Origin of the sequence: Promicromonospora thailandica (assembly GCF_024171955.1) — a bacterium.
GTDB lineage: Bacteria > Actinomycetota > Actinomycetes > Actinomycetales > Cellulomonadaceae > Promicromonospora > Promicromonospora thailandica.
This window is the reverse complement of sequence record NZ_JAMTCS010000012.1, coordinates 112,924-134,650: the sequence shown is the minus strand read 5'-3', so window position 1 is coordinate 134,650 and position 21,727 is coordinate 112,924. Positions and strand designations below refer to the sequence as shown.

General features: G+C 70.7%; 25 protein-coding genes and 1 tRNA gene. 9 read left to right on the top strand and 17 right to left on the bottom strand.

Features of this window, described 5'->3' with window-relative positions:
* Positions 1–170: 170 nt before the first annotated feature.
* Positions 171–848 (top strand): Crp/Fnr family transcriptional regulator, encoded by a 678-nt coding sequence (locus APR03_RS19080; RefSeq protein WP_116677089.1) that lies wholly within the window; start codon positions 171–173, stop codon positions 846–848.
* A gap of 418 nt (positions 849–1,266) precedes the next feature.
* Here APR03_RS19080 and APR03_RS19075 read toward each other — a convergent pair whose 3' ends face one another.
* Genes APR03_RS19075 through APR03_RS19065 form a run of 3 tightly spaced genes read right to left on the bottom strand, consistent with a single transcriptional unit; the run spans position 1,267 to position 5,067 of the window.
* Complete coding sequence (locus APR03_RS19075; RefSeq protein ID WP_253838190.1) at positions 1,267–1,773, bottom strand: hypothetical protein; 507 nt, start codon at positions 1,771–1,773, stop codon at positions 1,267–1,269.
* 4 nt (positions 1,774–1,777) lie between these two features.
* Positions 1,778–2,716: a metallophosphoesterase gene (locus APR03_RS19070; RefSeq protein WP_253838188.1), complete on the bottom strand. Its 939-nt coding sequence runs from the start codon at positions 2,714–2,716 to the stop codon at positions 1,778–1,780.
* A 5-nt stretch (positions 2,717–2,721) separates the two neighbouring features.
* Positions 2,722–5,067: a transglycosylase domain-containing protein gene (locus tag APR03_RS19065; protein ID WP_253838186.1), complete on the bottom strand. Its 2,346-nt coding sequence runs from the start codon at positions 5,065–5,067 to the stop codon at positions 2,722–2,724.
* Between the two features lie 109 nt (positions 5,068–5,176).
* Between APR03_RS19065 and sp36 the strand changes: the two genes are divergently transcribed.
* From sp36 to APR03_RS19050, 3 genes are all read left to right on the top strand, one after another.
* A complete protein-coding gene (gene sp36 / locus APR03_RS19060) occupies positions 5,177–5,344 on the top strand; it encodes a Sp36 family protein (protein WP_020017885.1) in 168 nt (55 codons plus the stop codon).
* The gene (locus tag APR03_RS19055) at positions 5,341–5,808 is read left to right on the top strand and encodes a RidA family protein (protein WP_253838184.1); all 468 of its coding nucleotides are present in this window, start codon (positions 5,341–5,343) and stop codon (positions 5,806–5,808) included. The genes sp36 and APR03_RS19055 overlap by 4 nt, the downstream gene beginning before the upstream one ends.
* Before the next feature lie 132 nt (positions 5,809–5,940).
* A tRNA-Pro gene (locus APR03_RS19050) sits at positions 5,941–6,017 on the top strand.
* A gap of 99 nt (positions 6,018–6,116) precedes the next feature.
* Here the strand turns inward: APR03_RS19050 and APR03_RS19045 are convergent.
* The 11 genes from APR03_RS19045 to APR03_RS18995 form a co-directional block, all read right to left on the bottom strand.
* Positions 6,117–7,334, bottom strand: a complete 1,218-nt coding sequence (locus tag APR03_RS19045) for a site-specific integrase (protein ID WP_253838182.1) — start codon at positions 7,332–7,334, stop codon at positions 6,117–6,119.
* Complete coding sequence (locus tag APR03_RS19040; protein ID WP_253838180.1) at positions 7,331–7,561, bottom strand: helix-turn-helix domain-containing protein; 231 nt, start codon at positions 7,559–7,561, stop codon at positions 7,331–7,333. The genes APR03_RS19045 and APR03_RS19040 overlap by 4 nt, the downstream gene beginning before the upstream one ends.
* A 180-nt stretch (positions 7,562–7,741) precedes the next feature.
* On the bottom strand, positions 7,742–9,016 hold the full coding sequence (locus APR03_RS19035; RefSeq protein ID WP_253838178.1) for a hypothetical protein: 1,275 nt from the start codon (positions 9,014–9,016) through the stop codon (positions 7,742–7,744).
* Entirely contained in the window at positions 9,013–9,303 is a 291-nt protein-coding gene (locus APR03_RS19030; RefSeq protein ID WP_253838176.1) for a hypothetical protein, read from the bottom strand. The genes APR03_RS19035 and APR03_RS19030 overlap by 4 nt, the downstream gene beginning before the upstream one ends.
* Complete coding sequence (locus tag APR03_RS19025) at positions 9,300–10,271, bottom strand: bifunctional DNA primase/polymerase (RefSeq protein WP_253838174.1); 972 nt, start codon at positions 10,269–10,271, stop codon at positions 9,300–9,302. The genes APR03_RS19030 and APR03_RS19025 overlap by 4 nt, the downstream gene beginning before the upstream one ends.
* Before the next feature lie 152 nt (positions 10,272–10,423).
* Complete coding sequence (locus tag APR03_RS19020; RefSeq protein ID WP_253838173.1) at positions 10,424–10,807, bottom strand: hypothetical protein; 384 nt, start codon at positions 10,805–10,807, stop codon at positions 10,424–10,426.
* A 16-nt stretch (positions 10,808–10,823) separates the two neighbouring features.
* Positions 10,824–11,909 carry a hypothetical protein gene (locus APR03_RS19015; protein ID WP_253838172.1) on the bottom strand — a complete coding sequence of 362 codons (1,086 nt, stop codon included), beginning with the start codon at positions 11,907–11,909 and terminating at the stop codon, positions 10,824–10,826.
* A gap of 2 nt (positions 11,910–11,911) precedes the next feature.
* The gene (locus APR03_RS19010) at positions 11,912–14,140 is read right to left on the bottom strand and encodes an FtsK/SpoIIIE domain-containing protein (protein WP_253838171.1); all 2,229 of its coding nucleotides are present in this window, start codon (positions 14,138–14,140) and stop codon (positions 11,912–11,914) included.
* A 2-nt stretch (positions 14,141–14,142) separates the two neighbouring features.
* Positions 14,143–14,349: a hypothetical protein gene (locus tag APR03_RS19005; protein WP_253838170.1), complete on the bottom strand. Its 207-nt coding sequence runs from the start codon at positions 14,347–14,349 to the stop codon at positions 14,143–14,145.
* A 15-nt stretch (positions 14,350–14,364) separates the two neighbouring features.
* Positions 14,365–14,682, bottom strand: coding sequence for a DUF6284 family protein (locus tag APR03_RS19000; RefSeq protein ID WP_253838169.1), 318 nt, complete (start codon positions 14,680–14,682; stop codon positions 14,365–14,367).
* Positions 14,679–14,909: a hypothetical protein gene (locus tag APR03_RS18995; RefSeq protein ID WP_253838168.1), complete on the bottom strand. Its 231-nt coding sequence runs from the start codon at positions 14,907–14,909 to the stop codon at positions 14,679–14,681. The genes APR03_RS19000 and APR03_RS18995 overlap by 4 nt, the downstream gene beginning before the upstream one ends.
* 222 nt (positions 14,910–15,131) lie before the next feature.
* Between APR03_RS18995 and APR03_RS18990 the strand changes: the two genes are divergently transcribed.
* The 4 genes from APR03_RS18990 to APR03_RS18975 are packed head-to-tail and all read left to right on the top strand — an operon-like array spanning position 15,132 to position 17,076.
* On the top strand, positions 15,132–15,980 hold the full coding sequence (locus tag APR03_RS18990; RefSeq protein WP_253838166.1) for a GntR family transcriptional regulator: 849 nt from the start codon (positions 15,132–15,134) through the stop codon (positions 15,978–15,980).
* Entirely contained in the window at positions 15,977–16,570 is a 594-nt protein-coding gene (locus tag APR03_RS18985) for a nucleoside/nucleotide kinase family protein (protein ID WP_253838164.1), read from the top strand. Before APR03_RS18990 ends, APR03_RS18985 begins: the two co-directional genes overlap by 4 nt.
* Positions 16,571–16,573: 3 nt before the next feature.
* A complete protein-coding gene (locus APR03_RS18980; RefSeq protein WP_253838162.1) occupies positions 16,574–16,810 on the top strand; it encodes a hypothetical protein in 237 nt (78 codons plus the stop codon).
* Positions 16,811–16,815: 5 nt separating this feature from the next.
* Entirely contained in the window at positions 16,816–17,076 is a 261-nt protein-coding gene (locus APR03_RS18975; RefSeq protein ID WP_253838160.1) for a hypothetical protein, read from the top strand.
* A 232-nt stretch (positions 17,077–17,308) separates the two neighbouring features.
* Here APR03_RS18975 and APR03_RS18970 read toward each other — a convergent pair whose 3' ends face one another.
* Positions 17,309–18,496: an MFS transporter gene (locus APR03_RS18970; protein WP_253838158.1), complete on the bottom strand. Its 1,188-nt coding sequence runs from the start codon at positions 18,494–18,496 to the stop codon at positions 17,309–17,311.
* Between the two features lie 107 nt (positions 18,497–18,603).
* Here APR03_RS18970 and APR03_RS18965 point away from each other — a divergent pair, with 107 nt between their 5' ends.
* Positions 18,604–19,839, top strand: a complete 1,236-nt coding sequence (locus tag APR03_RS18965) for an NAD(P)/FAD-dependent oxidoreductase (protein ID WP_253838156.1) — start codon at positions 18,604–18,606, stop codon at positions 19,837–19,839.
* A gap of 30 nt (positions 19,840–19,869) precedes the next feature.
* Here APR03_RS18965 and APR03_RS18960 read toward each other — a convergent pair whose 3' ends face one another.
* A complete protein-coding gene (locus APR03_RS18960; protein WP_253838154.1) occupies positions 19,870–20,514 on the bottom strand; it encodes a hypothetical protein in 645 nt (214 codons plus the stop codon).
* A gap of 36 nt (positions 20,515–20,550) precedes the next feature.
* Complete coding sequence (locus APR03_RS18955) at positions 20,551–21,660, bottom strand: 3-deoxy-7-phosphoheptulonate synthase (RefSeq protein WP_253838152.1); 1,110 nt, start codon at positions 21,658–21,660, stop codon at positions 20,551–20,553.
* Between the last annotated feature and the right edge of the window lie 67 nt (positions 21,661–21,727).

Here is a 21,727-nt window from a genome sequence, read left to right as displayed (position 1 = left end):
CGCACTCGGCAAAGCCGACATCCCGCACGAGGCGGACGAACGCGTCGGGCTGCACGCCACGCGGACGCCACGAGAGACACCGATGACCCGGCAATCTCGTGACATTGAGGCAGACTGAGAGGTGGAAAAGACTGATGGACGAAAGTCCCCGACACGTGAGGACACCCCTGGTGGACGACGAAGTCGTACTCTCTGCCCCCCTCTTCGCGGACATGGAAGGCGAGGAGACCCGCGCGCTCTTCGAGTCCATGGTGCCCGTGGAGCTGGTGCGGGGTGACGTGCTGTTCCGCGAGGGCGAGCCGGGCGACCGGCTCTACGTCATCGCTCAGGGCAAGATCAAGCTGGGACGGCGGTCGAGCGACGGCCGCGAGAACCTGCTCTCGATCCTCGGCCCGGGCGAGATGTTCGGCGAGCTCTCCCTGTTCGACCCGGGTCCCCGCACGGCGTCGGCCTCCTCGGTGTCCGACTCGGTGGTCTACGAGCTGCGCCACGAGTCCCTCGTGCGCTGGATCGCGGACCACCCGGGTGTCGCCACGCAGCTGCTGGGTGCGCTCGCGCGCCGCCTGCGCCGCACCAACGAGACGCTCGCGGACCTCGTGTTCTCCGACGTCCCGGGCCGCGTGGCCAAGGCGCTGCTGGACCTGTCGACCCGCTTCGGCGAGCCCAACGACGACGGCATCCGCGTGGCGCACGACCTCACGCAGGAGGAGCTGGCACAGCTCGTCGGTGCCTCGCGCGAGACCGTGAACAAGGCGCTGGCCGACTTCGCGACCCGCGGCTGGGTGCGACGCGAGGGGCGCGCGGTGGTGCTGCTGGATCTTGACCGGCTGGAGCGCCGCGCGCGCTGAGCAGTGACCCTGGATGGCCTGGGCCGAGAGGCCCAGGCCATCTGACGTGACCGACGTGGCGATCAACCCGCACCCGGCTACGGGGTCGGAGCAAAAAAGACGAGGATCCCTAGAACAAACAGTCCCACGGATCCGTAGCCCCATGACGAGGACCACTTCCACCCAGCATGTCCCGCCGCCACCGGGACGCTGGCCAGGATGAGCGCCGAGAGAAAGAACTTGGCGCTGACCCACCAGGGCGAGGCAGAGGAACAGGTTCCGAAGAACATCGGACCGCAATCACTCGCCGAAGCAAACGCTACCGCTAGGGTGAACACGAACGGCACCGCCACTATGACGATCGCGCCGACGACGATTGCGATCGTCAACGGAAGGCGCCGGTCCCGACCCGCCCGCACCGGATTCATATCCTCATCCGTCATGGAAGCTGAAGCCGATCGCAGGCCTGGGGGCCACGCTCGAACATGCCGTTGGGTGCTGCAGCACAGGCATCGGTTCCCAGATCGTTCGGGTGCGCAGATGGCATGGGGCCAAAAGTATCCCTCGACGAGCGCACCGTGAACACCGATACGACGTCGTTGTGTCGCGCGGACGACCAGGAGGGCGCGGCGAGCACGACCAGCCCGAGGACGAGCAGGCCCAGGGCCAGGCCGGCCCGCGACCAGGAGCTCCGCCACACCGCCAGGGCCGCGACCGGGGGCACCGCCAGCAGGAGTGCGGCGGCAAGGAAGTAGACGGCGCTGACCCACCAGGGCGACGGCGCCCCGCAGGCGTCGAACAGCACCGGTCCGCACCGGGGTGTTGTCAGTCCGAGCAGCACCGCCACCGAGAAGGGCGTCATGACCGTCAGGGCCGCGCCGCCCGCCACCGCGGTAGTCGCCAGCACCCGGCCTGACAGACGGGTCCGGATCCGCGTACCCGTCACGCTGTCAGCGCACCCGCGCCGTCAGCGTCATCAGCGTCGCCTCCGGGCGGCACGCGAAGCGCACCTGCGCGTACGGCGACGTACCGGCCCCCGCCGAGACGTGCAGCCACGTCGAGTCCTCCCCGCCCTCGCGGTCCGGGCGTGGCCCGGGCCAGCCGTGCAGGCCGGAGGCCCGGCCCCGGTCCAGGTCGCAGTTGGTCACCAGCGCGCCGTACCACGGCAGGCAGAGCTGCCCGCCGTGCGTGTGGCCCGCGATGATGGCGTCCACACCGTCGTCCTTGAGCTGGTTCAGCACGCGCCGGTAGGGCGCGTGCACGACGCCGAGGCGCAGCACCGCGTCCTCCTCGCCCGGCACGCGGCCCGGCTCCGGCATGACGTCGCGGTCCAGGTGCGGATCGTCCATCCCCACGAGACCCACGGTGCGCCCGTCGCGCAGTTCGACCAGGCCGCGGCTGTTGTCGAGATCGACCCAGCCGGCGGCCGTGAACGACTTGGCGAGCGACTCCGACGGCAGCGCCACCTTGTCGTCGCGGTCCACGCGGGCGTCCTTGAGCAGGTACCGCGCGGGGTTCTTGAACGACGGCGCGTAGTAGTCGTTCGACCCCATGACGAAGGCGCCCGGGACGTCCATCAGCCGGCCCAGCACGTCGAGCAGCGGGTCCAGGGCCTGGACGTGCCCGAAGTTGTCGCCCGTGTTGATCACGAGGTCGGGCTCGAGGTCGGCCAGGGACCGCACCCACGCCTGCTTGGTGCGCTGGCTGGGCGTGAGGTGCAGGTCGGAGACCTGGAGCACGCGGATCGGTCGCTCCCCCGCGGGCAGCAGCGGCACGGTGACCCGGCGCACCCGGAAGAGCTTGGTCTCCAGGTGCGCGTAGGCCAGTCCGGCGACGGCAAGGCCCCCGGCGATCCCGAGCGCCTTGCCGACGTCACCCAGCGTGGCCATCCGGATCAGTCGTCCCCGCCACGGCCGCCGCCCGGGCCGCCGCCGCCCGGGCCGCCGCCCTCGCCGCCGCCATCGCCCGAGTCGCCGCCGCCGTCGTTGTCGCCGCTGTCCGGCTTCTCGACCTTCGGCGGGGCCGGCTTCTTGCCCACGAGGTTCGGGTCGGGAGCAGGGAACGCGGTCTCTGGCAGGCCGACCATGGCCTGGTCCATGTAGCGGCGCCAGGTCGGAGCCGCAGCGGTACCGCCGAACAATGGCCCGACCTTGGGCGATGCGTTGTACCAACCGGTGGACGGAAGGATGACGTTCATGTGGTTGGTCTCACCGCTGGCCTCGCCGACCCAGACCGATGTGGACAGCTCCGGTGTGTACCCGGTGAACCAGCTCTGCGTCGCGCCGTTCGTGGTGCCGGTCTTGCCAGCCACCGGGCGGCCGTCGGCCAGGCCGGGGGCGATCGACCAGGCCGTGCCCCATGGGCTCGTGCTGAAGACCTTGGTCATCGCGAAGGCCACGGTGTTCGCGACGTTGGGCTCGAGGGTCTGCTTGCAGTTCGCCCCGGGCACCTTCATCTTCTTGCCCTCGTGATCCTTGACCTCGAGGATCGCGACGGGCTCGCAGTAGGTGCCGCCCGAGGCGAAGGTCGCGTAGGCCGCCGCCTGGTTGAGCGGCGTCGACGCCTGGGTGCCGAGCGTCATCGAGGCGACCACGTCGATGTCCTTCTGCTGCGGCTCGTCGATCGTCCGGAACGTGCGCTCGGCCTCGTAGGTCATGGCCGAGGTCATCGGACGGAAGCCGACGTCCCATGCGGTCTTCTGGAGGTTGCAGAGGTCGATCTGCTGCGACATGCGCGCGTAGACCGTGTTCAGCGACTGGAACGTGCCCTGGAGCACACTGACGTTCCCCGACGTGGACCCTTCGACGTTGCGCACCGGCCACGGCTGGTGAGTGAAGGCATGCACGCATCCGTTGGCCGTGAACTCGGTCTCGTACGGCGCGTAGGAGCCGGCACTCACCGAGTCGTAGAGCTGGTGCCCGCTGCGCAGCCACTCGGCCAGCACGTACGGCTTGAAGTTCGACCCCACCTGGAAACCACGCGAGTTGCCGTGGTTGTAGTCGGCCGAGTAGTTCTGCGCCGTCGTGCCCGCCGCGGGGTTCGACGTCGCGTCGTACGGCCGGTTCTGGGCCATCGCCCGGATCTCGCCGGTGCCCGGGACCACCGACGTCACCGCGGCCTCCAGGCCGTAGGGGTTGTCGCTGGGCACACCCTCGGCCACGGTCTTCTCGGCGGCGCGCTGCATCTTCATGTCGAGCGTCGTCACGATCCGCAGGCCACCGCGGTAGAGCAGGTCGTAGCGGTCGTCACGAGTCTTCCCGAACTCGGGGCTCGCCATGACCTCCTTGATGACGTAGTCGCAGAAGAAGGCTGCGCCCTTGGCCGCGTCGCACCCGACCTCGAGCGGCTGCACGTTCAGCGTGTCCGCGAGCTTCGTCGCCATCGCCTCGTCCCGCTCGGCGGTCGTGATGTAGCCGAGCTGCCACATCTTGCCGATCACGAGGTTGCGCCGGACCTCGGCCTCCTCGGGGTTGGCGACCGGGTCGAAGGCGCTCGGCGACTTCGTGATGCCCGCGATGGTGGCCGCCTCGACGACCGACAGCTTGCTCGACGACTTGTTGAAGTAGTACCTGGCGGCCGTCTCGACGCCGTACACGGAGCGGCCGAACTGCGCGATGTTCAGGTAGCCCTGCAGGATCTCGTCCTTGGACATCTCCTTCTCGAGCGCGATGGCCAGCTTCGCCTCGCGGAGCTTGCGCGTGAGCGAGCTCTCGGCTGCCTCGAGGGCACCGAAGGTGTCGTCGCTCCGCACGGCCTCCTCGATGAGCACGTTCTTCACGTACTGCTGCGTGAGGGTCGAGGCGCCCTGCATGTCGCCGCCACCGAAGTTCTTGACGGCGGCGCGCGAGATGCCCTCGGGGTCGACGCCACCGTGCGCGTAGAACCGCTCGTCCTCGATCGCGATGACCGCGTGCTTCATGGTGTCCGCGACCTTGTCGAGCGGCACCACGATGCGGTTCTGCGCGTAGAACGTGGCCAGCTTCGTCTTGTTGTCGCTCGCGTAGATCACCGACTGCTCGGACAGCGGTCCGGGGACCAGCTCGTCCGGCACCTCGTTGAACACCTCGACACCGGTGTCCACCGCCGTGTCCACACCGGACGCCAGCGGGATCACCAGACCGGCCGCGATGACGCCGCCGGCACCGGCGGTGAGGACGAAAGCGAGGAGGAGTCCGATGAGCTGGGCCGCTGGGATGGTCCGAGTGATCCGGCGCGGCTCGCGAGGGTTAGCCATGGCCATGGGCCCAGATTACGGGGTGTCCAGGACGGAGCACCCCGAAACCGACGTCCGCCAGTGTGCAGGTCTCGTGCGGAATCGCACGAGGCGCGAGCGGGCTAGCATCGCCTGCATGGCAACGAAGTGGGAGTACGCGACGATCCCCCTCCTCATTCACAACACCAAGGCGATCCTCGACCAGTGGGGCTCGGACGGCTGGGAGCTCGTGCAGGTGGTCCCCGGCCCCGACGGCACCGGGCTGGTCGCCTACCTGAAGCGCCCCACGGGCGGTGACGCATGAGCCACGAGCAGCGCCTCGCCGAGCTGGGCATCACGCTTCCCGAGGTCGCGGCACCGGTCGCGGCCTACGTCCCGGCCGTGCAGACGGGCCGCTACGTCTACACCTCCGGCCAGCTCCCCTTCACGGCCGGCACCCTGGCCGCCACCGGCAAGGTGGGCGAGGGCGAGGGCCTGGTCTCGCCGGACGACGCCGCGGGCTACGCCCGCATCTGCGCCCTCAACGCGCTGGCCGCCGTCCGGTCGGTCACCGGGTCGCTCGACGCCGTCTCTCGGATCGTCAAGGTGGTGGGCTTCGTCGCGAGCGACCCGGCCTTCACCGGGCAGCCCGGCGTGATCAACGGCGCCTCGACGGTGCTCGGTGAGATCTTCGGCGACGCCGGCCTGCACGCACGTTCCGCCGTCGGCGTGGCCGTCCTCCCACTGGACGCGCCGGTCGAGGTGGAGCTCGTCGTCGAGCTCGCGTAACCCCTCCGAGCAGGCCCGGGACGGGAGTGACGGGACCCACCCCGCATTCGGTTTCCGTTCCGGGCCATGCGTCGGCTATTCTGAGCAGGCTTCCGCGGAAGGGCTTCGTGCCTGACGTGCGGTGAGCTCCATCGGGGTGTGGCGCAGCTTGGTAGCGCGCTTCGTTCGGGACGAAGAGGTCGCAGGTTCAAATCCTGTCACCCCGACCATGGAAAAGGCCCTCTGACCAGCATAAACGCTGGCACAGAGGGCCTTCTCATTTCTCTAGAGTTTGCCGCCGTCAGGCCGCCGGGGGACTAACTGAGGGACTAGGCACCCTTCGGCCCCTCGGCGTCCTGCACCCCGAACAGCGGTTGCATGTGCCAGCCCGGGCCGACGTCTTGGACCGTGAAGACTCGATCCATGACGGTCGCGCCGGTCTCGATCACAGGCCGCAGCTCGTGACGGTAGACCTTCTCCGTGACCGCCGTTCCGGAGTGCCCGAGCACGCGGGCGATCTCTTCCAGGGGCACCTTCTCTTCCGACATGATCGAGGTGAACGAGTGCCGCAGTTCGCGCGGCGCCCAATCGCCGGGGACGATGCCGGGGACCAGCCGTAGCGCGCTACGCAGAGCCCGGCGGACATTGGCGGCGTCGAGGCCGGTACCCGCCTTCGTGGTGAACACCAGGCCGGTCTCTGTCCAGGCCGCGCCAGCGTCGGCACGCAGTCGTTCCTGTGCGTCTCGGTGCCTCCGGAGCACGTCCACCACTAGTTCGCCGATCGCGAGGCCCCGGCGGGACTTCTGTGTCTTGGTGTCGCCAGTCTTCCGCACCGAACGGAGGACAGTGATGGTCGCGGGCGTGCTGTCCAGGTCCACGTCCTCCCAGAGCAGGGCGCGCGTTTCCTCGGTGCGCACGCCGGTGAGCAGTGACACGACGATGTACGGGTAGATCCAGTGCGCCTTGGTGAGCGTCACTACGCCTATCGCCTGTTCCTTCGTGAGCGACTTGGAGGGGCGCCCGGGCAGGCCGCGCGGCACCTCGGCCAGATCGACCACGTTCCGGTCGATCAGGTCCCGCGCCATCGCTCGCCTGACAGCGATGTTGAGGCACCACTTGATGTCGCGGATCGTCCGGGTCGCGTGGGTCGGCGCGAGAGTCTTGAGGAACGCCTCGACCTCTCGCGTCCTAAGGTCTCGCAGTTTGCGAGCCCCGAGGGCCTTGACGACGTGCTGGGAGAGGTAGTCGTGTCGCTTGAACGTGTCCACGTCCACGTCGCCGTGGCCGTACTCCAGCCAGTCGGAGATGGCGTTAGCCACGGTGTACTTCTCGGCGTTGGGGCCAAGGCCCTTCTTGTAGTCGTCGATCCGCTCTTTGAGGGCCGCGAGGGCGGCGGACTTGCTGGTCCCAGAGCCCTTACGCCGGATCCGCTTTCCGGACCCGCTGTAGCCGACCGTGGCCTCTGCGATCCACCTGTTGCGGCTCTCGTCGAACCAGACGCTTCGCTCTCCGCGCGAGCGGCGCGGCTTCGTCGTTTCCTCGGTCATGCGGCTACCTCCAGGGTGTTGACGTACTCGGTGCAGGCGGTGACCGGCACGCGGCGGCGGCCACCGATCTTGACGGTGCGCAGGGCACCGGAGCGGATCAGTTCGTAGACCTGCGAGCGGGAGAGCCGGAGCGCTTCGGCGGCTTCCTCGACGCGGTACAGCAGGGGCACGACGGCGGTGATCGTGGGCTCAGTCGCGGTGTAGACCGGCGGTGTCGCGGTGGCCATGACGGGGTCTCCCTGGTGTGTTGAGCGGGTGTGGTGGGTCGTGGTCGGCGGGGGCTCAGCCCTGGCATGTGCCAGGGCTGCCAGGGCTGACGTGCCAGGGCTGGTTTTTGGCCTCTGACCTGGTGTTTCAGTCATGGCATTTCCAGCCCTGGCAGCCCTGGCACATGCCAGGGCTGAGCGTCAGGCCCGCAAGCGGAGCAGGACGCGGGGGCGGCCCTGGTATTCGTCGTCGAGGCGCTCGACCAGGCCGCGACGGATGAGGCTGTCTACGGCGGCCTCGATGTACTCGCGGAGGTTCTTGCCCAGGGCGGACCGGACCACGCTTGCCGGGGTCGGGTCGGTGGAGAGCCGGGCGAGGATCTTGTCGGCGGTGCGGTGTACGGCGGCGTCGTCCTGGTGCTCGTCGAACGCGGCGCGGGCCTCGGCCCGGTCGCGGGCGGCCTTGGCGGCGTCGGCGCGTAGCGCGTCGTACATCCGCGTCCGGGTGCGGTCGGAGACGCCCATGATGTAGTCCGCGAGCTGCCAGTCACTCTCGGTGACGTCGAGGCGCCGGGAGAGCAGCGCGAGCAGGGCGGCGACCTTCAGTCGCACAAGGGACTGTTGGCCGTTGTCGTCGGTCAGTTCCTCGCGCAGCCGCGCGAGCCGTTCGGCCCGCAGAACGGTCTTGATCGACGCGGCCACGTTCAGCGGCGTGCGGCGGTGCTCGGTGGCCAGCACGGGGCTGGACCAGGCCAGCGGCGCGGGGGCGTCAGGTGCGACGTCCGGCGCGCCGGGGTCGGTGGCGGGCAGCCACAGGAACCGCTGAGGCGTACCGCCCGCCGCGTCGTCGAGCAGTGGTCCAGCCTTGCTCGGCTGGACACCCGCCACGATGGCGGCCCGGTAGGAGTGGCTGGGCACGATCTTGCGGCGGGTCGGGTCGGAGTTCTGGAAGCCCAGTCCCTCCCCCGAGAACATCTTGCGGACCTCAGACGCCAGGGTCGATGCCTTGCGACCGATGAGCGCGGTGAGGGTGTCAATCTCCGGGACGTCGAACCACACGGAGTGGATAGCGGGGGTCTCCTCGCCCTCGCTGTCGGTGTGGATAAACATGTGGGAGATGCCCTCACCGGACCCGAGGGGCACCTCGACGATCAGGCGACCGGCCCCGGGCTGAATGTCGAGGAAGTCCTCGGCGGCGCGGGTCGCGACACCCTTGCCGACGCCAGACGGTCCGACCAAGCCCACGAACACGTTCAGTGACGCCACGGCGGAGCGGTCGTTGCCCAGGGGCGGGATGACGACCGAGGGCGGCACGGAGAGCGCCACACGGGCCAGCACGCAGCCCAGGACGGCCCAGGGAGAGGCCAGGGCAGCACGCGCGGTCTGGCGCACGGCGGCGAGTTCCGGTCGGGCCTCCCAGAACACCGACTCGACGTCGAGGTCACCCGCGTAGGTGTCGGGGGTGGTGGCGGTCATCGATTCGCCTCCTCGTCGGCGCGCAGGTGGTCGTTCAGGTCGTCGAGGCACGTGGAGCCCTGCCACGGGTTGTCGTCCCACGGCTCGACCTCGTCGTCCCACGGGCCTCGGTTCCACAGGTCGTGGCATCCGGCGCACACGTGGTCGCCCGGGTGTCCGGTGGTCAGGTGGCAGATGTGCGGGCCGTTGACCGCGTCGCACTTCCATGCGGTCCCGTAGTCGGTGCTGGTGAGGTTGGTGTCCATGACGGCCTCTCCCTCGGTGGTGGTCGGGTGGTGGTGGCTCATGCGGCGGTGCGGGGCTTGGCGGCCCCGCGACGGAAGCCAGAGCGGATCGTCTGCCACGCCTCGGCCTCGGTGAACGCGCCGTTGGCGATGTGGCCGGCGCACGCGTCCAGCAGCACCCCGGCGGCCTCGGACTCGGTCAGCGAGCCGCCCGCGATCAGTTCTCCGAGGCAGCACGCGGCGGCGAACAGGCCGTGGTTCCGGCCGCCCTCGGTGGCCTCGCGGACGTGCTGTGCCTCCTTGGCGAGCACGGCTCGCAGGTAGGCGGAGTGGTGCGTCACGGGGCGCAGCTCGTGAACGCGGGTCGGTGCGGCTGGGCGCGTGGTCAGGTGCTGGACCAGCCAGGCGGGCAGCGGGGCGGCCTCGGCGTCGGCCGTCACCTCGTACCGCCCGGCGTCGGTCACGGTCGGCGGTGCGACCACGTACCCGCCCATGCCCCGGGTGTCGATCAGGGCGCCGAGACGACCGGCCGTGTTCCCGAGGGTCGTGGTCAGGTGGCCGGTGCTGTAGTACCGGTGCACACCGCCCGAGGGCGTGGTCACGGTCCACGTGGCAGGCAGCCCCTCGGCGCCGCCGTGGTCGGCGGCGAGGGCGGCCAGCGTGCCCTCACCCGACGTCGAGACCGTGCTACCGGGCTTGGGGGTGTCGGTGTCGATCACCAGCAGCCCCGAGGGACCGCACGCGATGCCGACGCCGTACGCTTGGGCGGTCCACGCCCGGGTGATCCGAGTGGTGTCGGTGGTGGCGCGCTGCTCCCACCCCGTGTGCCCGTTCCGGCACCACGGGTCCGACCCGTCGCAGTCGGTGACGGCGTGACGCGGCGTCGCGGGGCGCTTGCCGCCCGGGGTCAGGGGGAAGACGTGCCAGCCCCGGTTCGCATACTCCAGGGCTGTAGCCAGCAGGACGCCACGGCGCCGTTCGGCGGTCGTGCTGCCCGCGTGCGTGCTGGTCCAGCGCGTTGCTGTGCTCATCTCGGGCGTTCCTCTCCGGTGGTGGCCACGTGCGCGGCCTGTTTTTGGCATGGGTGGGGTAGGGGCACGGCGGGTAGCGGTAGCGGCCCGCCGTGCCCTTGGCGGTGCGTGTGGAGGGGTTTTGGGGTGCGCCGTCAGGGGGCGCTACCCCGCTACTTCGGCGGAATCACGCCGTTTTCGGCGGTAGCGGCGCCGCTACCGGTAGCAGGGCTTCCGCTACCGATCTGGGGCACCGCGACGGCGCCCGAGGGGGCGGCGGGACCTACCTCGGCGGGCATGGGTCCCAGGGCGATGCGAGCCATGAGCATGACCAGGGCGGCGGTGAACGCGATCACGGCGACCACGGCGGCGACCTCGCCGACCACGGGCAGCCCGAGGGCGGTCGCGGCGATCGTCAGGCCCATCGTCACGACGAACACGGCACCCGTGCGGCGCGTGGCGCGCTCGACGGCGGCGACCAGTTCGCGGCCCTCGCGGACCAGTTCGGCGTACTCGGCAGGGCTCATGCCCTCGGTGCTCGTGTCGTTGCGGTTCATGGCGGGCTCCTCTCGGTCAGGCAGCGGCGACGGTGGCGACGTCGGCGGGGCGAGCGTCGGCCAGCAGGCGGCGCGCGGTCCGGTCGGTGACGTGGTGGCCCTCGGCCGCCAGGGCGGACAGGGCGTCGCTTGCGGTGGCGTCCGGGTTGGTGGACAGCAGCCCGGACACGATGTCGAGGCGGACAGCCCGGTCACCGGCTGACGCGGTAGGGCGGACCGTCCGGGGCTTGGACGGGCGGACAGCGGCCCGGACGGTAGATCGGACAGCGGTGGTGTCCTGACCGGCCGCCGGGGTGGCAGACAGCCGGTCAGCCTCTGTGACGATGTCCGCCAGTTCAGCCCGGACAGCGTCGGCGGCACGGTCCTCGTAGTCCGGCCCGGACATGACCGGGGCGGACACGAAACCGGCGACGCGGTTGTTGGCCTCGACGTGCAGGCGGGCGACGTCGGTCACGGCGTCCGCGACGGCGGACAGCGAGTCCAGCCACTCCACGGTCCGGGTGCGCATCTCGGCGGGCGGCACGGTCCGCAGGGCGACCGCGCGGGCGGCCCGGCGGCGGGCCTCGGCCCGGACAATGGCGCGGCGGGCGGCGGGGGTGCCGTCGTCGGCGGCGTGCGCCCGGACAGCGTCCTCTGTGGTGAGGAACAGGGCGTGCATCCGAGCGGACTGCCGCATGCTCGACCAGGACGCGCCGGACGCGAGGTGGCGGTCACCGATCAGGGCGAGGTGCCACATCAGGGCGGCCAGAAGCGGCACGACGAACCGGAACAGGACCGCCCCGGCGGGGTGCCCGAGGTAGACCTCGTGGACGGCGGCGAACACGCCCGAGGCGGACGACAGCGCCCACGTGAGCGTGAGCAGGGTGCCGCCGGGGCGGTTGTCCCGAGCGGCCTCACGAGCCAGCAGAGCGACCGTCACGAGCGACAGCTCGAAGACACCGGCCGTGGTGTACGCGGTGGCGGCGTCCATGCCCAGGACGTCGCGCCCGAACCCCACCATGGCGAGGTAGGCGGACACGGTGGAGATGAGCGCGACAGAGACGGCGCCTCCGAGGACCAGGCGACGGGAGCCGCCGCGCGGGGTGGTGTCGTTGGTGCTCATGGTCAGTCCTCCTTCTGGTCGGTGAGAGCGGTGAAGTCGGGCAGGTCGGCGGCGTCACCGAGTTCGGTGACGACGTCGGCGCGGGACAGCCCGCGCTTGTTGGTGCCGTCGTGCTTGACCTGGACAGTGCGGATGCCGTGGGGCTTGACGGCGGCGTTGACCTGGGCGCCGGTCCACCCCTCGTACAGCGAGGGCAGGTGCTCCCCGAGGCGGGCCGCCAGGTCGTCGGACCAGACCTTGCCGTTCGGCCATGCCGGGTCCTCGGCAGGCCAGACGGCCAACAGGTGGTCCAGCACCGTGCCCGTGTCGGTGTCGGCCTCGACGTCCCCGGCGGCAAGCCCCGTGAGGCGTCCCTGGGCCTTGCGGACGGCGTGGGCGCGGTCGGTGATCGTGTCGGCCGCCGGACCGTCCACGTAGGAGGTGCGGACGATGACGGGGTCGTCGCCCTCACCGGCGAGGTAGGCGATGCCCAGGTCCCGGGAACCGAACATGGTCGCCCGGATGCCGTTCTTGTACATCGAGGTCCCGAGCACCATGTCGTTCTCGACCTGGCCCATGACGCGCAGGCACAGCCGCTTGGTCGCGTTGGCGCTGATCGACGTAGGGATCGACTTGGCGTCGGGGCGCTGGGTGGCGAGCCACACCATGATCCCGACCGCCGGGCCGCGCCTGACGAGGTCCTCCACGATGGAGCGGGCCTCGGCGCCGTACTGGTCGTGCTCGAACATGATCTGCGTCTCGTCGAACGCGACGAAGATCGGGTGCAGCCCCAGATCCTTGCGGGAGGCCAGTTCGTCGGTGACCTTGCCCTCAGGCACCACGTCACGCGGCAGCGAGCGGAGCACCTTGGAGCGGCGGCGGAACTCCTTGACCAGAGCGCGCAGGTCGGCCAGCAGGGCAGCCATGTCCTCCGGGTCGTCACCGGAGCGGTAGGCGTGCGCGATCTTCGCCAGCGGGTCCAGGTCGGCCCCGCCCTTGAAGTCGTACGCGTGGATCTCCACCCGAGGGTCGAGAGCAGCCGCGAGCAGCAGAAGGCGGAGCGTGAACGTCTTGCCCATGCGCGGGACGGCCCCGATGATCCCGGAGGCGTACATGAGGGTGACGTCCACACGGCGGCCGCGCTGGTCCACCCCGAGCGGGATGGGCTCGAAGATGTTCGCGCCGCCTTTCTTCGCCAGCGGCCACGACGCGGCCCCGGACTGGGCCAGGGAGCGGTCGCCCACGTACAGGACCAGGCGGCCCTCATGGACCTCGGGGTCGCCCTCGGGCCACACGCACCCGATCGGACGGCGCAGGCCGGAGGCCAACTTGGACCGCTTGTCCATCACCTCCGACGCGGTCGCGCCCGGCGGGAGGTCGATGTCAGCGCGGAACCCTGCGCCGTCCCGGGCGATGGCCAGGAACCGGACCGCGTCACGGTCGTTCTTCACCGCGCCCATGGACCCCAGCCCGAGAGACAGCAGGGCGTCACGGATCAGGTCAGCGGTCAGCGGCGGCACCTTGGCCGACGCCATCGCCTCCCCGGTGATCTTGGCGTCACGCTTGCGCCCGACGACGCCAAGCACGCCCAGGGCTACGGCAGCGGTGGCGGCCTGCCACACCGGGTCGGCCATGGTCGCCACACCCGCCGCGACACCCGAGGCGCCCGCCAGGCCGAACACGGCCAGAGCACCACGGCGCTGGGCCTGGCCGCGAGTCTCCTTCCGGACCCGCAGGAACGCGTTCGGGTCCGACTTCGTCGAGGCCAGCAGCGCGCGCCGGACCTCGGTGTTCTCCGTGTCGGCAGCCCACCGCCACACAGCCGCGGTGATCCGGCCCGCACCGATCGGGGCACGCCCCGCGAGGCGCAGCGCGTACAGGGGCAGACGAACCGCGTGGTACGCGCAGACGTGCGAGCCGTAGCCCACGGCCCAGCGCGCCGAGGCGACGAACGCCTCACGCGAACGGAGCCAGTCCGGCAGCACCTGGCGGCGGTCGGCCGTCGGGCGGTGCTGGATCACCTGAGGCGCCCGAGGGGCCGCCTCCGGCTCCCGAGCGGGCTCAGGGTCGATCACCTCGCCCGAGAGAGCGTTGTCCTCGTCGTCGGTGCCGTCCGGCTGGACCAGAGCTGCACCCTGGTCCAGCCCGTACGCCTCGACCTCGGTCGAGCCGTACACCATGGCGGTCAACTCGTCGTCGTTCGGCAGCCCGTCGTCCGGGGTACCGGGCATGTGCTCGTTGGGGGTCGTCATGGTCAGCCCTCAACCATGTTGTTGGCGCCCGTGAACAGGTTGTTGAGCAGCGCGTTCAGGGCGTCGAGGCCCCAGGCACCGAACGACGTGTTAGCCAGCGCCAGGCCCAGGCACACGCCCAGGAGCATGGTCGCGACCTTGGCCTTGCCGTACTGGACCGCGATCCACGCGGCGATGAGCAGAACGACCAGCAGCGAAACGGAAATCATGGCGGGCTCCTCGTGTCAGGCGGTGCGGGTGGCGGGACGGATAACGACCCGACGGGCCGTGGTGAGGGGGCTAGCCGGTGCGTACACCGGGGCCGTGGACGTGGCGCGGTTCGTGCTGGTCTCGACCGCCGTCCGCAGGACGACGTTCAGGGCGGCCACGGCGCGGCGGTGAGCCTTGACCGCGACCTCGTCGGGCGACATCGCGAGGCGGCATTCCGCGTCCACCACGGCAACCTCAGCCGAGATGACGGGCTCCTCCGCGACGATCGCCGCGAGGTCGGTGAACGTGGGCTCGTCGTCGTCGAACGCGGCGAGTGCGGTGTAGGTGCTCATCGGTTCTCCCCCATTGCGGTGTCGTCGCCCTCGACGGCGAGAGCGGCGTTGTGGACCTTGCGAACTCGCTGGCGCATCACGCCAACCTCGGCGTGCATCCGCTTCACGGCCCGACCCTCGTCGGCCAGGCCAGCCGCGAACAGCAGCCGACCGGCCTTGGCCAGCCCTTCCGACAACGCGAGCAGCAACCGCCTCGCGGCTGCCAGATCCTGAGTCCTCTTCGACATTGCTCGACTCCTCGGTGCCTCAGTCCCGGGCCGCCCATCGGCCCGGGGTGTGCGCCCCGTCACAGGGCGACTGGGGACTACCTAACAATCGATCTGGTCCCCGTGTCAACCGTTATGCCAAAACTGGCGGAACTTGGCAGATCCGTGGGGAGCAGGGATGATCGCCTACTAGGCGGTTGTTAGGCCGCAGCAGTCCAACCGAGATGCAAGGCAAGGAGCCGAATGCCAAGCCAGGAAGCGAACGCTGTAGGCGGGACCCTGCAAGAGCGCGTAGTCCGGACCATCCGCAACGACATAGAGGCAGGCAGGCTCGTGGACGGCGAGGCTCTGCCCTCGACGCGAGACCTTGCCAAGCAGATGGAAGTCAGCGTGTTCACGATCAATGAAGCGATGAAGTCGCTGGCCAGCGAGGGACTGATCGAGAACCGGCCAGGGTCGCGCCGAATCGTCCGGAGCAGCCGCCCGGTGACGCCTCCGGATCGCGCAGGACGCCCCCCGCACACCTACTTCGTCGGCGGGTACGCGGGTAGCGGCAAGAGCGAGTTTGGGCGCGTCCTGGCACGCCTGACCGGCGCCGCCGTCATCGACAAGGACACGATCACCAGGGCCGTCGTCGAGTCACATCTCGAAGATCTGGGGCGGTCGCCGCATGATCGCGAGTCCGAGACCTACCTCGATCGCGTGCGCCCTCGTGAGTATGAGAACTTGCTCGCGACGGTGCTCGAAAATGCGGAACTCGGCGTGGGCGTGATCGCAACGGCGCCGTTCGTGCAGGAGTTCAGCAGCAGAGCGTGGATCGATCGGACCAGGGCGCAGCTCGACGCCCACGGCGTCGGCCTGACGCTCGTCTGGGTGACCACCGATGTCGAGACCATGCACATCTACCTCCGCCGACGTGGCGCGGCGCGGGACAGCGTGAAACTCGCCAACTGGGACGACTACGTCGCGACCCGGATTGACACCGACTTCCGCCCGGCCGGCGCACATGTTGTCATCGAGAACTCGGCCGACAGCGAGCCGCTACAGAGCCAGGCGGCACGGATGCTCGCTGAGGTGGCAGCGAGCCGATGAGCACCGCCGGAGTCATCCTGTACGGTCCGCCAGCGGCCGGAAAAGACACCGTGACGCACGCCCTGGCCGACCTCTCGCCCGCATACCTGCACTACCAGCGGATCAAGGTCGGGACTGGCCGCAGAAAGGGCTACAGGTTCGTCACGGCGACCACGCTTGACCAGATGCGGGGCGACGGTCAGGTCATCTGGGAGAACCGCGCCTACGGCGCCGTGTACGCGATCGACGCGCCCTCGATCGCGTCGGCCTTGGAATCGGGAATCCCCATCGTCCACGTTGGACAGCCGGGCGCGGTCACAGCGCTCACACACGCCACACCGGGCGCAAGGTGGGTCTCCGTGGATCTCTGGTGCCCTCGGGAAACGGCGGCAGAGCGCCTGGTTGGCAGGGGGAGCACCGACATCGCAGACCGGCTCGCCGTGTGGGACTCGACGCCGCACCTGGCGGAAGCCACCATCGCGATCGACACCGCCACCACTGGTCCAGCGGAGGCGGCGCAGATCATCCATGAGGCGGTGCAAATGCGGTCACAGGCGCCCATCAAGCGTCAATCATGTGTTGACGGGAGCACATCGTCAACGTACCCTTGACGCGTGGACGTTCTCCCGAGTGCCCGTAAGCATGGGTTCACCGACGCGGACATACGGCACGCCTGGGAGAACGCCCTGCGATACGTGGAGTACGAGTACGACGGCGAGGAACGGCTGCTCGTCATCGGCCCCGACACCCACGGAACGATGCTCGAACTCGTGGCAGTCCCGGTCGATGCACCGACCCGGATCATCCACGCGGACCGACTCCGACCCAGCCGATACGACTACCTGAGGTGATGAACATGGCGAAGACGATCGACATCGACGCCGAGGTGCGGGCTCTTGACGCCGTCACCCCGGAGACTCACCCTGCTCGCGACGCGGTCCACTTCCGGGCCATCATTGCGGCAGCCCGCGAGGCGGAAGAGGCGGACCAGCGACTGCTCATGAGCGTCGCCGAGGCGCGCGCCGCTGGCGACTCGTGGACCACGATCGGGGCCGCGCTCGGCGTCACGAAGCAGGCCGCGCAACAGCGATTTGCGCCCCGCCTGACCCGCATCTGACCGCACCCCGGGGGACAAACTGGGGGACTACGGGATGAGCCTCACCAGGACGCCGCCGGACGAACTGGGACGGTTTCTCACCGCCTGACGGACCAACCACACAGCCCTGATTGCCTTCGGGACGAAGAGGTCGCAGGTTCAAATCCTGTCACCCCGACCATGTGAAAGGCCCTCTGACCAGCGGAAATGCTGAGTCGGAGGGCCTTTTTGGCGCCCGGGGTCGGGCACACGATCAGCCCACGTCGTCCCGCGTGGCACGGCGGGCGGCGAGCGCCAGCAGCGGCACCAGCGCCGCCGCGATCATGACCGTGCCGACGAGTGCGGGTCCGGTGAGCCCCAGCGTCGAGTCGAGCGCCAGCCCGCCCACCAGCGAACCCCCGGCGATGCCCACGTTCAGCGCCGACGTGGCGAGCGCGTACGCCAGCGTCGGGGCGCCCGGCGCGAAGCGCACGGCCAGTGCCGTGGACACGGGCGGGACCGACTGTCCGGCGACGCCCATGAGCACCAGGAGCGCGACCGCGGCGACGCCCGAGGTGGACAGCGGGGTCTGCAGGAGCACGAGGGCCAGGCCGGCAACGGCGATCGCGCCGGCCTGGGTGGCCAGCGGGCGGGCGTCGCCGAGGCGGCCGCCGACCCAGGTGCCCGCGAGCGCCCCGATGCCGTAGCCCACGAGGACGAGCGAGATGGCGCCGACGGGCACCCCGGCCCGGTCGGTGAGCAGCGGCACCACGTAGGAGTAGGCGGCCAGCACCCCGCCGAACAGGAGCGTCGAGGTGGCGAGCGTGAGCCACAGTCGGCCGACGCGCAGCGCCGAGATCTCCGAGCGCACGTCTGCGGTGGCGCCGTCGCGGGGTGCGGCCGGGACGAACCGGCCGATCACCAGGGCGGTGAGACCCGCGAGCGCCGCCAGCCCCCAGAACGCGCCGCGCCAGCCGACCTGGCCGCCGACGAGGGCGCCGAGCGGTACGCCGAGCACCGTGGCCAGGCCGACGCCGCTGATGATCATGGCGGAGGCGCGCGCACGCGCCGTCGGCGGCACGGCGGAGACCGCGACGGCGCCGGCCACGGCCCAGAAGGTGCCCGTGGCGAGTGCTGTGACCACCCGGGCGCCGAGCACGACGGCGAACGAGGAGCTCGCGGCGGCCAGCGCGTGCCCGAGGGCGAACACCACGAGCGCCAGCACGAGGGCGGACCTGCGCGGCAGCCGGAGCGTGACGATCGACAGGATCGGGGGCCCGACGATCAGGCCCGCGGCGAAGACGGTGATGAGGAGCCCGCCCTGAGCGATGCCGACGCCGAGGTCGGCGGAGAGCTGCGGCAGGATCCCGGCGACGATGTACTCGCTGGTGCCCATGAGGAAGGTGCCGAGCGTCAGCAGCCAGACGACGAACGGCAGCCGGGCGGTGGTGGGGCGTGTCATGGCGTCAGCATATCTGGACCGATTGATCTGTAAATAGGACAGAACCGGTCCGTGCCCCGTGCGCGCCGGTGCGAGACTGGACACCTATCCGATCCGGGAGGCACCTGATGGATCCGTTCGTTCTGGTCGGCGGTGGCCTGACCACCGCCCGCGCCGCCAAGGCGCTGCGCACCGAGGGGTACGACGGCGACCTGGTGGTCGTCACGTCCGAGCCCCACCGCCCGTACGAACGGCCGCCGTTGAGCAAGGACTACCTGCGCGGCGAGGCCGAGCGTGACGCGGTCTTCCCGCTGGACGAGGCCTGGTACACCGAGCACGACGTGGCCGTCCGCACGGGCGAGACCGTCGTCGGTCTCGACGTCGCGGACCACGCGCTCACCCTGTCCGACGGCGCCGCCCTCACCTACGCGAAGCTCCTGCTGGCCCCGGGCTCCACGCCGCGCACGCTCGCCGTGCCCGGCAGCGACCTCGGGGGCGTGCACTACCTGCGCACCATCGATGACGCCGACCGCATCTCGGCGCGGCTGCTCGAGGCGTCGCTGGAGGGCGTGGGCCGGCTCGTCGTCATCGGTGACGGGTGGATCGGCCTGGAGGTGGCCGCGTCGGCACGGACCCTCGGCCTCGACGTGACGGTGGTGGGTCGCGGCGCGCACCCGCTCGGCCGGGTGCTGGGGCCCGAGATGAGCGACTTCTATGCGAGCGTGCACACGGAGCACGAGGTCCGGCTGGTCCGGGGCGCCACGGTGACGGCCCTGGAGGGGGCCGACGGGCGCGTGACCGCCGTCGTCCTCTCGGACGGCACCCGCCTGGGCGCCGACGTCGTCGTGGCCGGGATCGGCGCGGCCCCCAACATCGGGCTGGCCGAGGCCGCCGGCCTGGACCTGCGGGACGCCGCCCTGGGCGGCGGCGTCGTCGTGGACGGCACCCTCGCCACGTCCCACCCCGACGTGTTCGCGGGCGGCGACATCGCGAGCATCCCCTCGCCGCACTACGGCCGCCCGCTGCGCGTCGAGCACTGGGCCATCGCGCAGGAGACCGGCAAGCACGCGGGCCGCGCGATGCTCGGCGCCGCCGACCCCTACGACAAGCTGCCGTACTTCTACAGCGACCAGTACGACGTCGGCATGGAGTACACCGGCTGGGTCGACGTCCAGGCCGGGTACGACGACGTCGTGGTCTCCGGCGACACCGCCGAGCGGGAGTTCGTGGCGTTCTGGCGCGTGGACGGCCGGGTCGTGGCCGGCATGGCCGTCAACGTCTGGGAGCAGATGGGCCGGGTCGAGGAGCTGATCCGATCCGGCCGGCAGGTGCCGACGGCGGAGCTGGAGGCCTTCACGGGCTGACGACGTGACCGCGGGCTGGGCCGGACCCGCTCAGCCCGCGCAGGCACCCTCCAGGGCCTCGCTCAGCACCGCGCTGTCCTGCGAGCCGCCCACCTGCAGCACGCCCGCGGAGAACGGCACCCAGACCTCGCGCTCGATGCCGAGGGCACGGACGGTCAGGCTGACACCGTCGTACGTGTACCAGATCGAGCCGGGAGGCACGCCGCGCTGGGGGTTGTGGATCCACAGGGTGGCCTCCTGACCCCCGGGCACGACGACGGACTCCCGGGCCGCGTCCGGCACGCCGCCCGAGGCACTGGTGATCGAGCCCTGCTCGTCCTGGTCGTCGCTCCTCGGTTCGAGCAGGTAGGCCTCGGAGTCACCGGTCGACACCGTGACCGGCCAGGGCGACGGGTTCCGGATCGTCTGTGCCGCCAGGACCTCCTCGTCGTCGTCGAACGCCGCCCACAGGTTCCCGGACGGCACGCAGTCCGGCAGCGCGAGGCCGCCGCTGACCTGCGCCACCCCGCCCGGCTCGACCCGTGACGTCCGGGCCGCGGCCTGCCAGGCGGCGACCAGCAGCAGGCCGAGCACGACGACGGCCGCGACCCAGCGCCCTCGTCGTGTGCGCCGGGCCGCGGCCGGTGCGTCCTGCGTGTCGTCAGCGGTGGTCTCGTCAGCCCGCACGTCGGTCATGGGCCCGAGCGTAGGGGCCGGCGAGACGAGCGGTGCTCAGCCGCGCCGCTCCCGCACGGCCTTCGCCAGGTCGCGGAGCAGGTCCTCCGTGGTGTCCCAGTCCATGCACGCGTCGGTGACCGACTGGCCGTAGGTGAGCTCGGGCAGCGGGGCCGGCTTCTGCGCCCCGGCCACGAGGAAGCTCTCCATCATGAGCCCGGTGATGCCGTGCTCGCCGTCCGCGATGCGGTTCGCGATCTCGTGCACGACGGCGGCCTGGCGCACGTGGTCCTTGCCGGAGTTGCCGTGGCTGGCGTCCACGATGACACCGTTCGCCGCGGCGCCCTCGAGGCCCGAGGTGCGGGCGACGCGCAGGGCCGCCGCGACGTCCTCCTGGCTGTAGTTGGGGCCGGAACGGCCGCCGCGCAGGATGACGTGGCAGTCCGGGTTGCCTGTGGTCTCGACGGCGGCGGCCCGGCCCTCGCCGTCGGCCCCGAAGAACGTGTGCTCGCTCGCGGCGGTGATGCAGCCGTCCACCGCGATCTGCACGTCACCGTCGGTCGCGTTCTTGAACCCGACCGGCATCGACAGGCCCGAGGCGAGCTGGCGGTGCACCTGCGACTCGGCGTTGCGCGCCCCGATGGCGCCCCAGGTCACGGCGTCCGCGATGTACTGCGGGCTGGTGGGCTCCAGGAACTCGGCGGCGGCGGGGACGCCGGCGTCCAGCACGCCGAGCAGCACCTCACGGGCCAGGCTCAGGCCGCGGGTCACGTCGTGCGAGCCGTCCAGGTGCGGGTCGTTGATGAGACCCTTCCAGCCCACCGTGGTGCGTGGCTTCTCGAAGTACACCCGCATGACCACGACCAGGTCGTCGGACAGCTCGCGCCGGAGCGTGGCGAGCCGGGAGGCGTAGTCGAGCGCGGCGACCGGGTCGTGCACCGAGCACGGGCCGACGATCGTCAGCAGGCGGTCGTCCTCACCGGTCAGCACGTCGCGCACCTCGCGGCGCGACGTCGTCACGAGGTCGCTGCGCGCGGTGCCGAGCGGCATCGACGCCAGCAGGGCGTTCGGCGCGGGCAGCGGGTCGAGCGCGCGGATGCGCAGGTCGGAGGTGCGGGTTCCGAGGTCGGTCGCCTCGGTGCTGGGTTCCGCGGGGGTGATGCTCATCGGGATCGGGACTCCTGGTCGGCGGGGTTCGGTGCTATCTGGTTCGAGGAACCGGACGGCCCGCCAC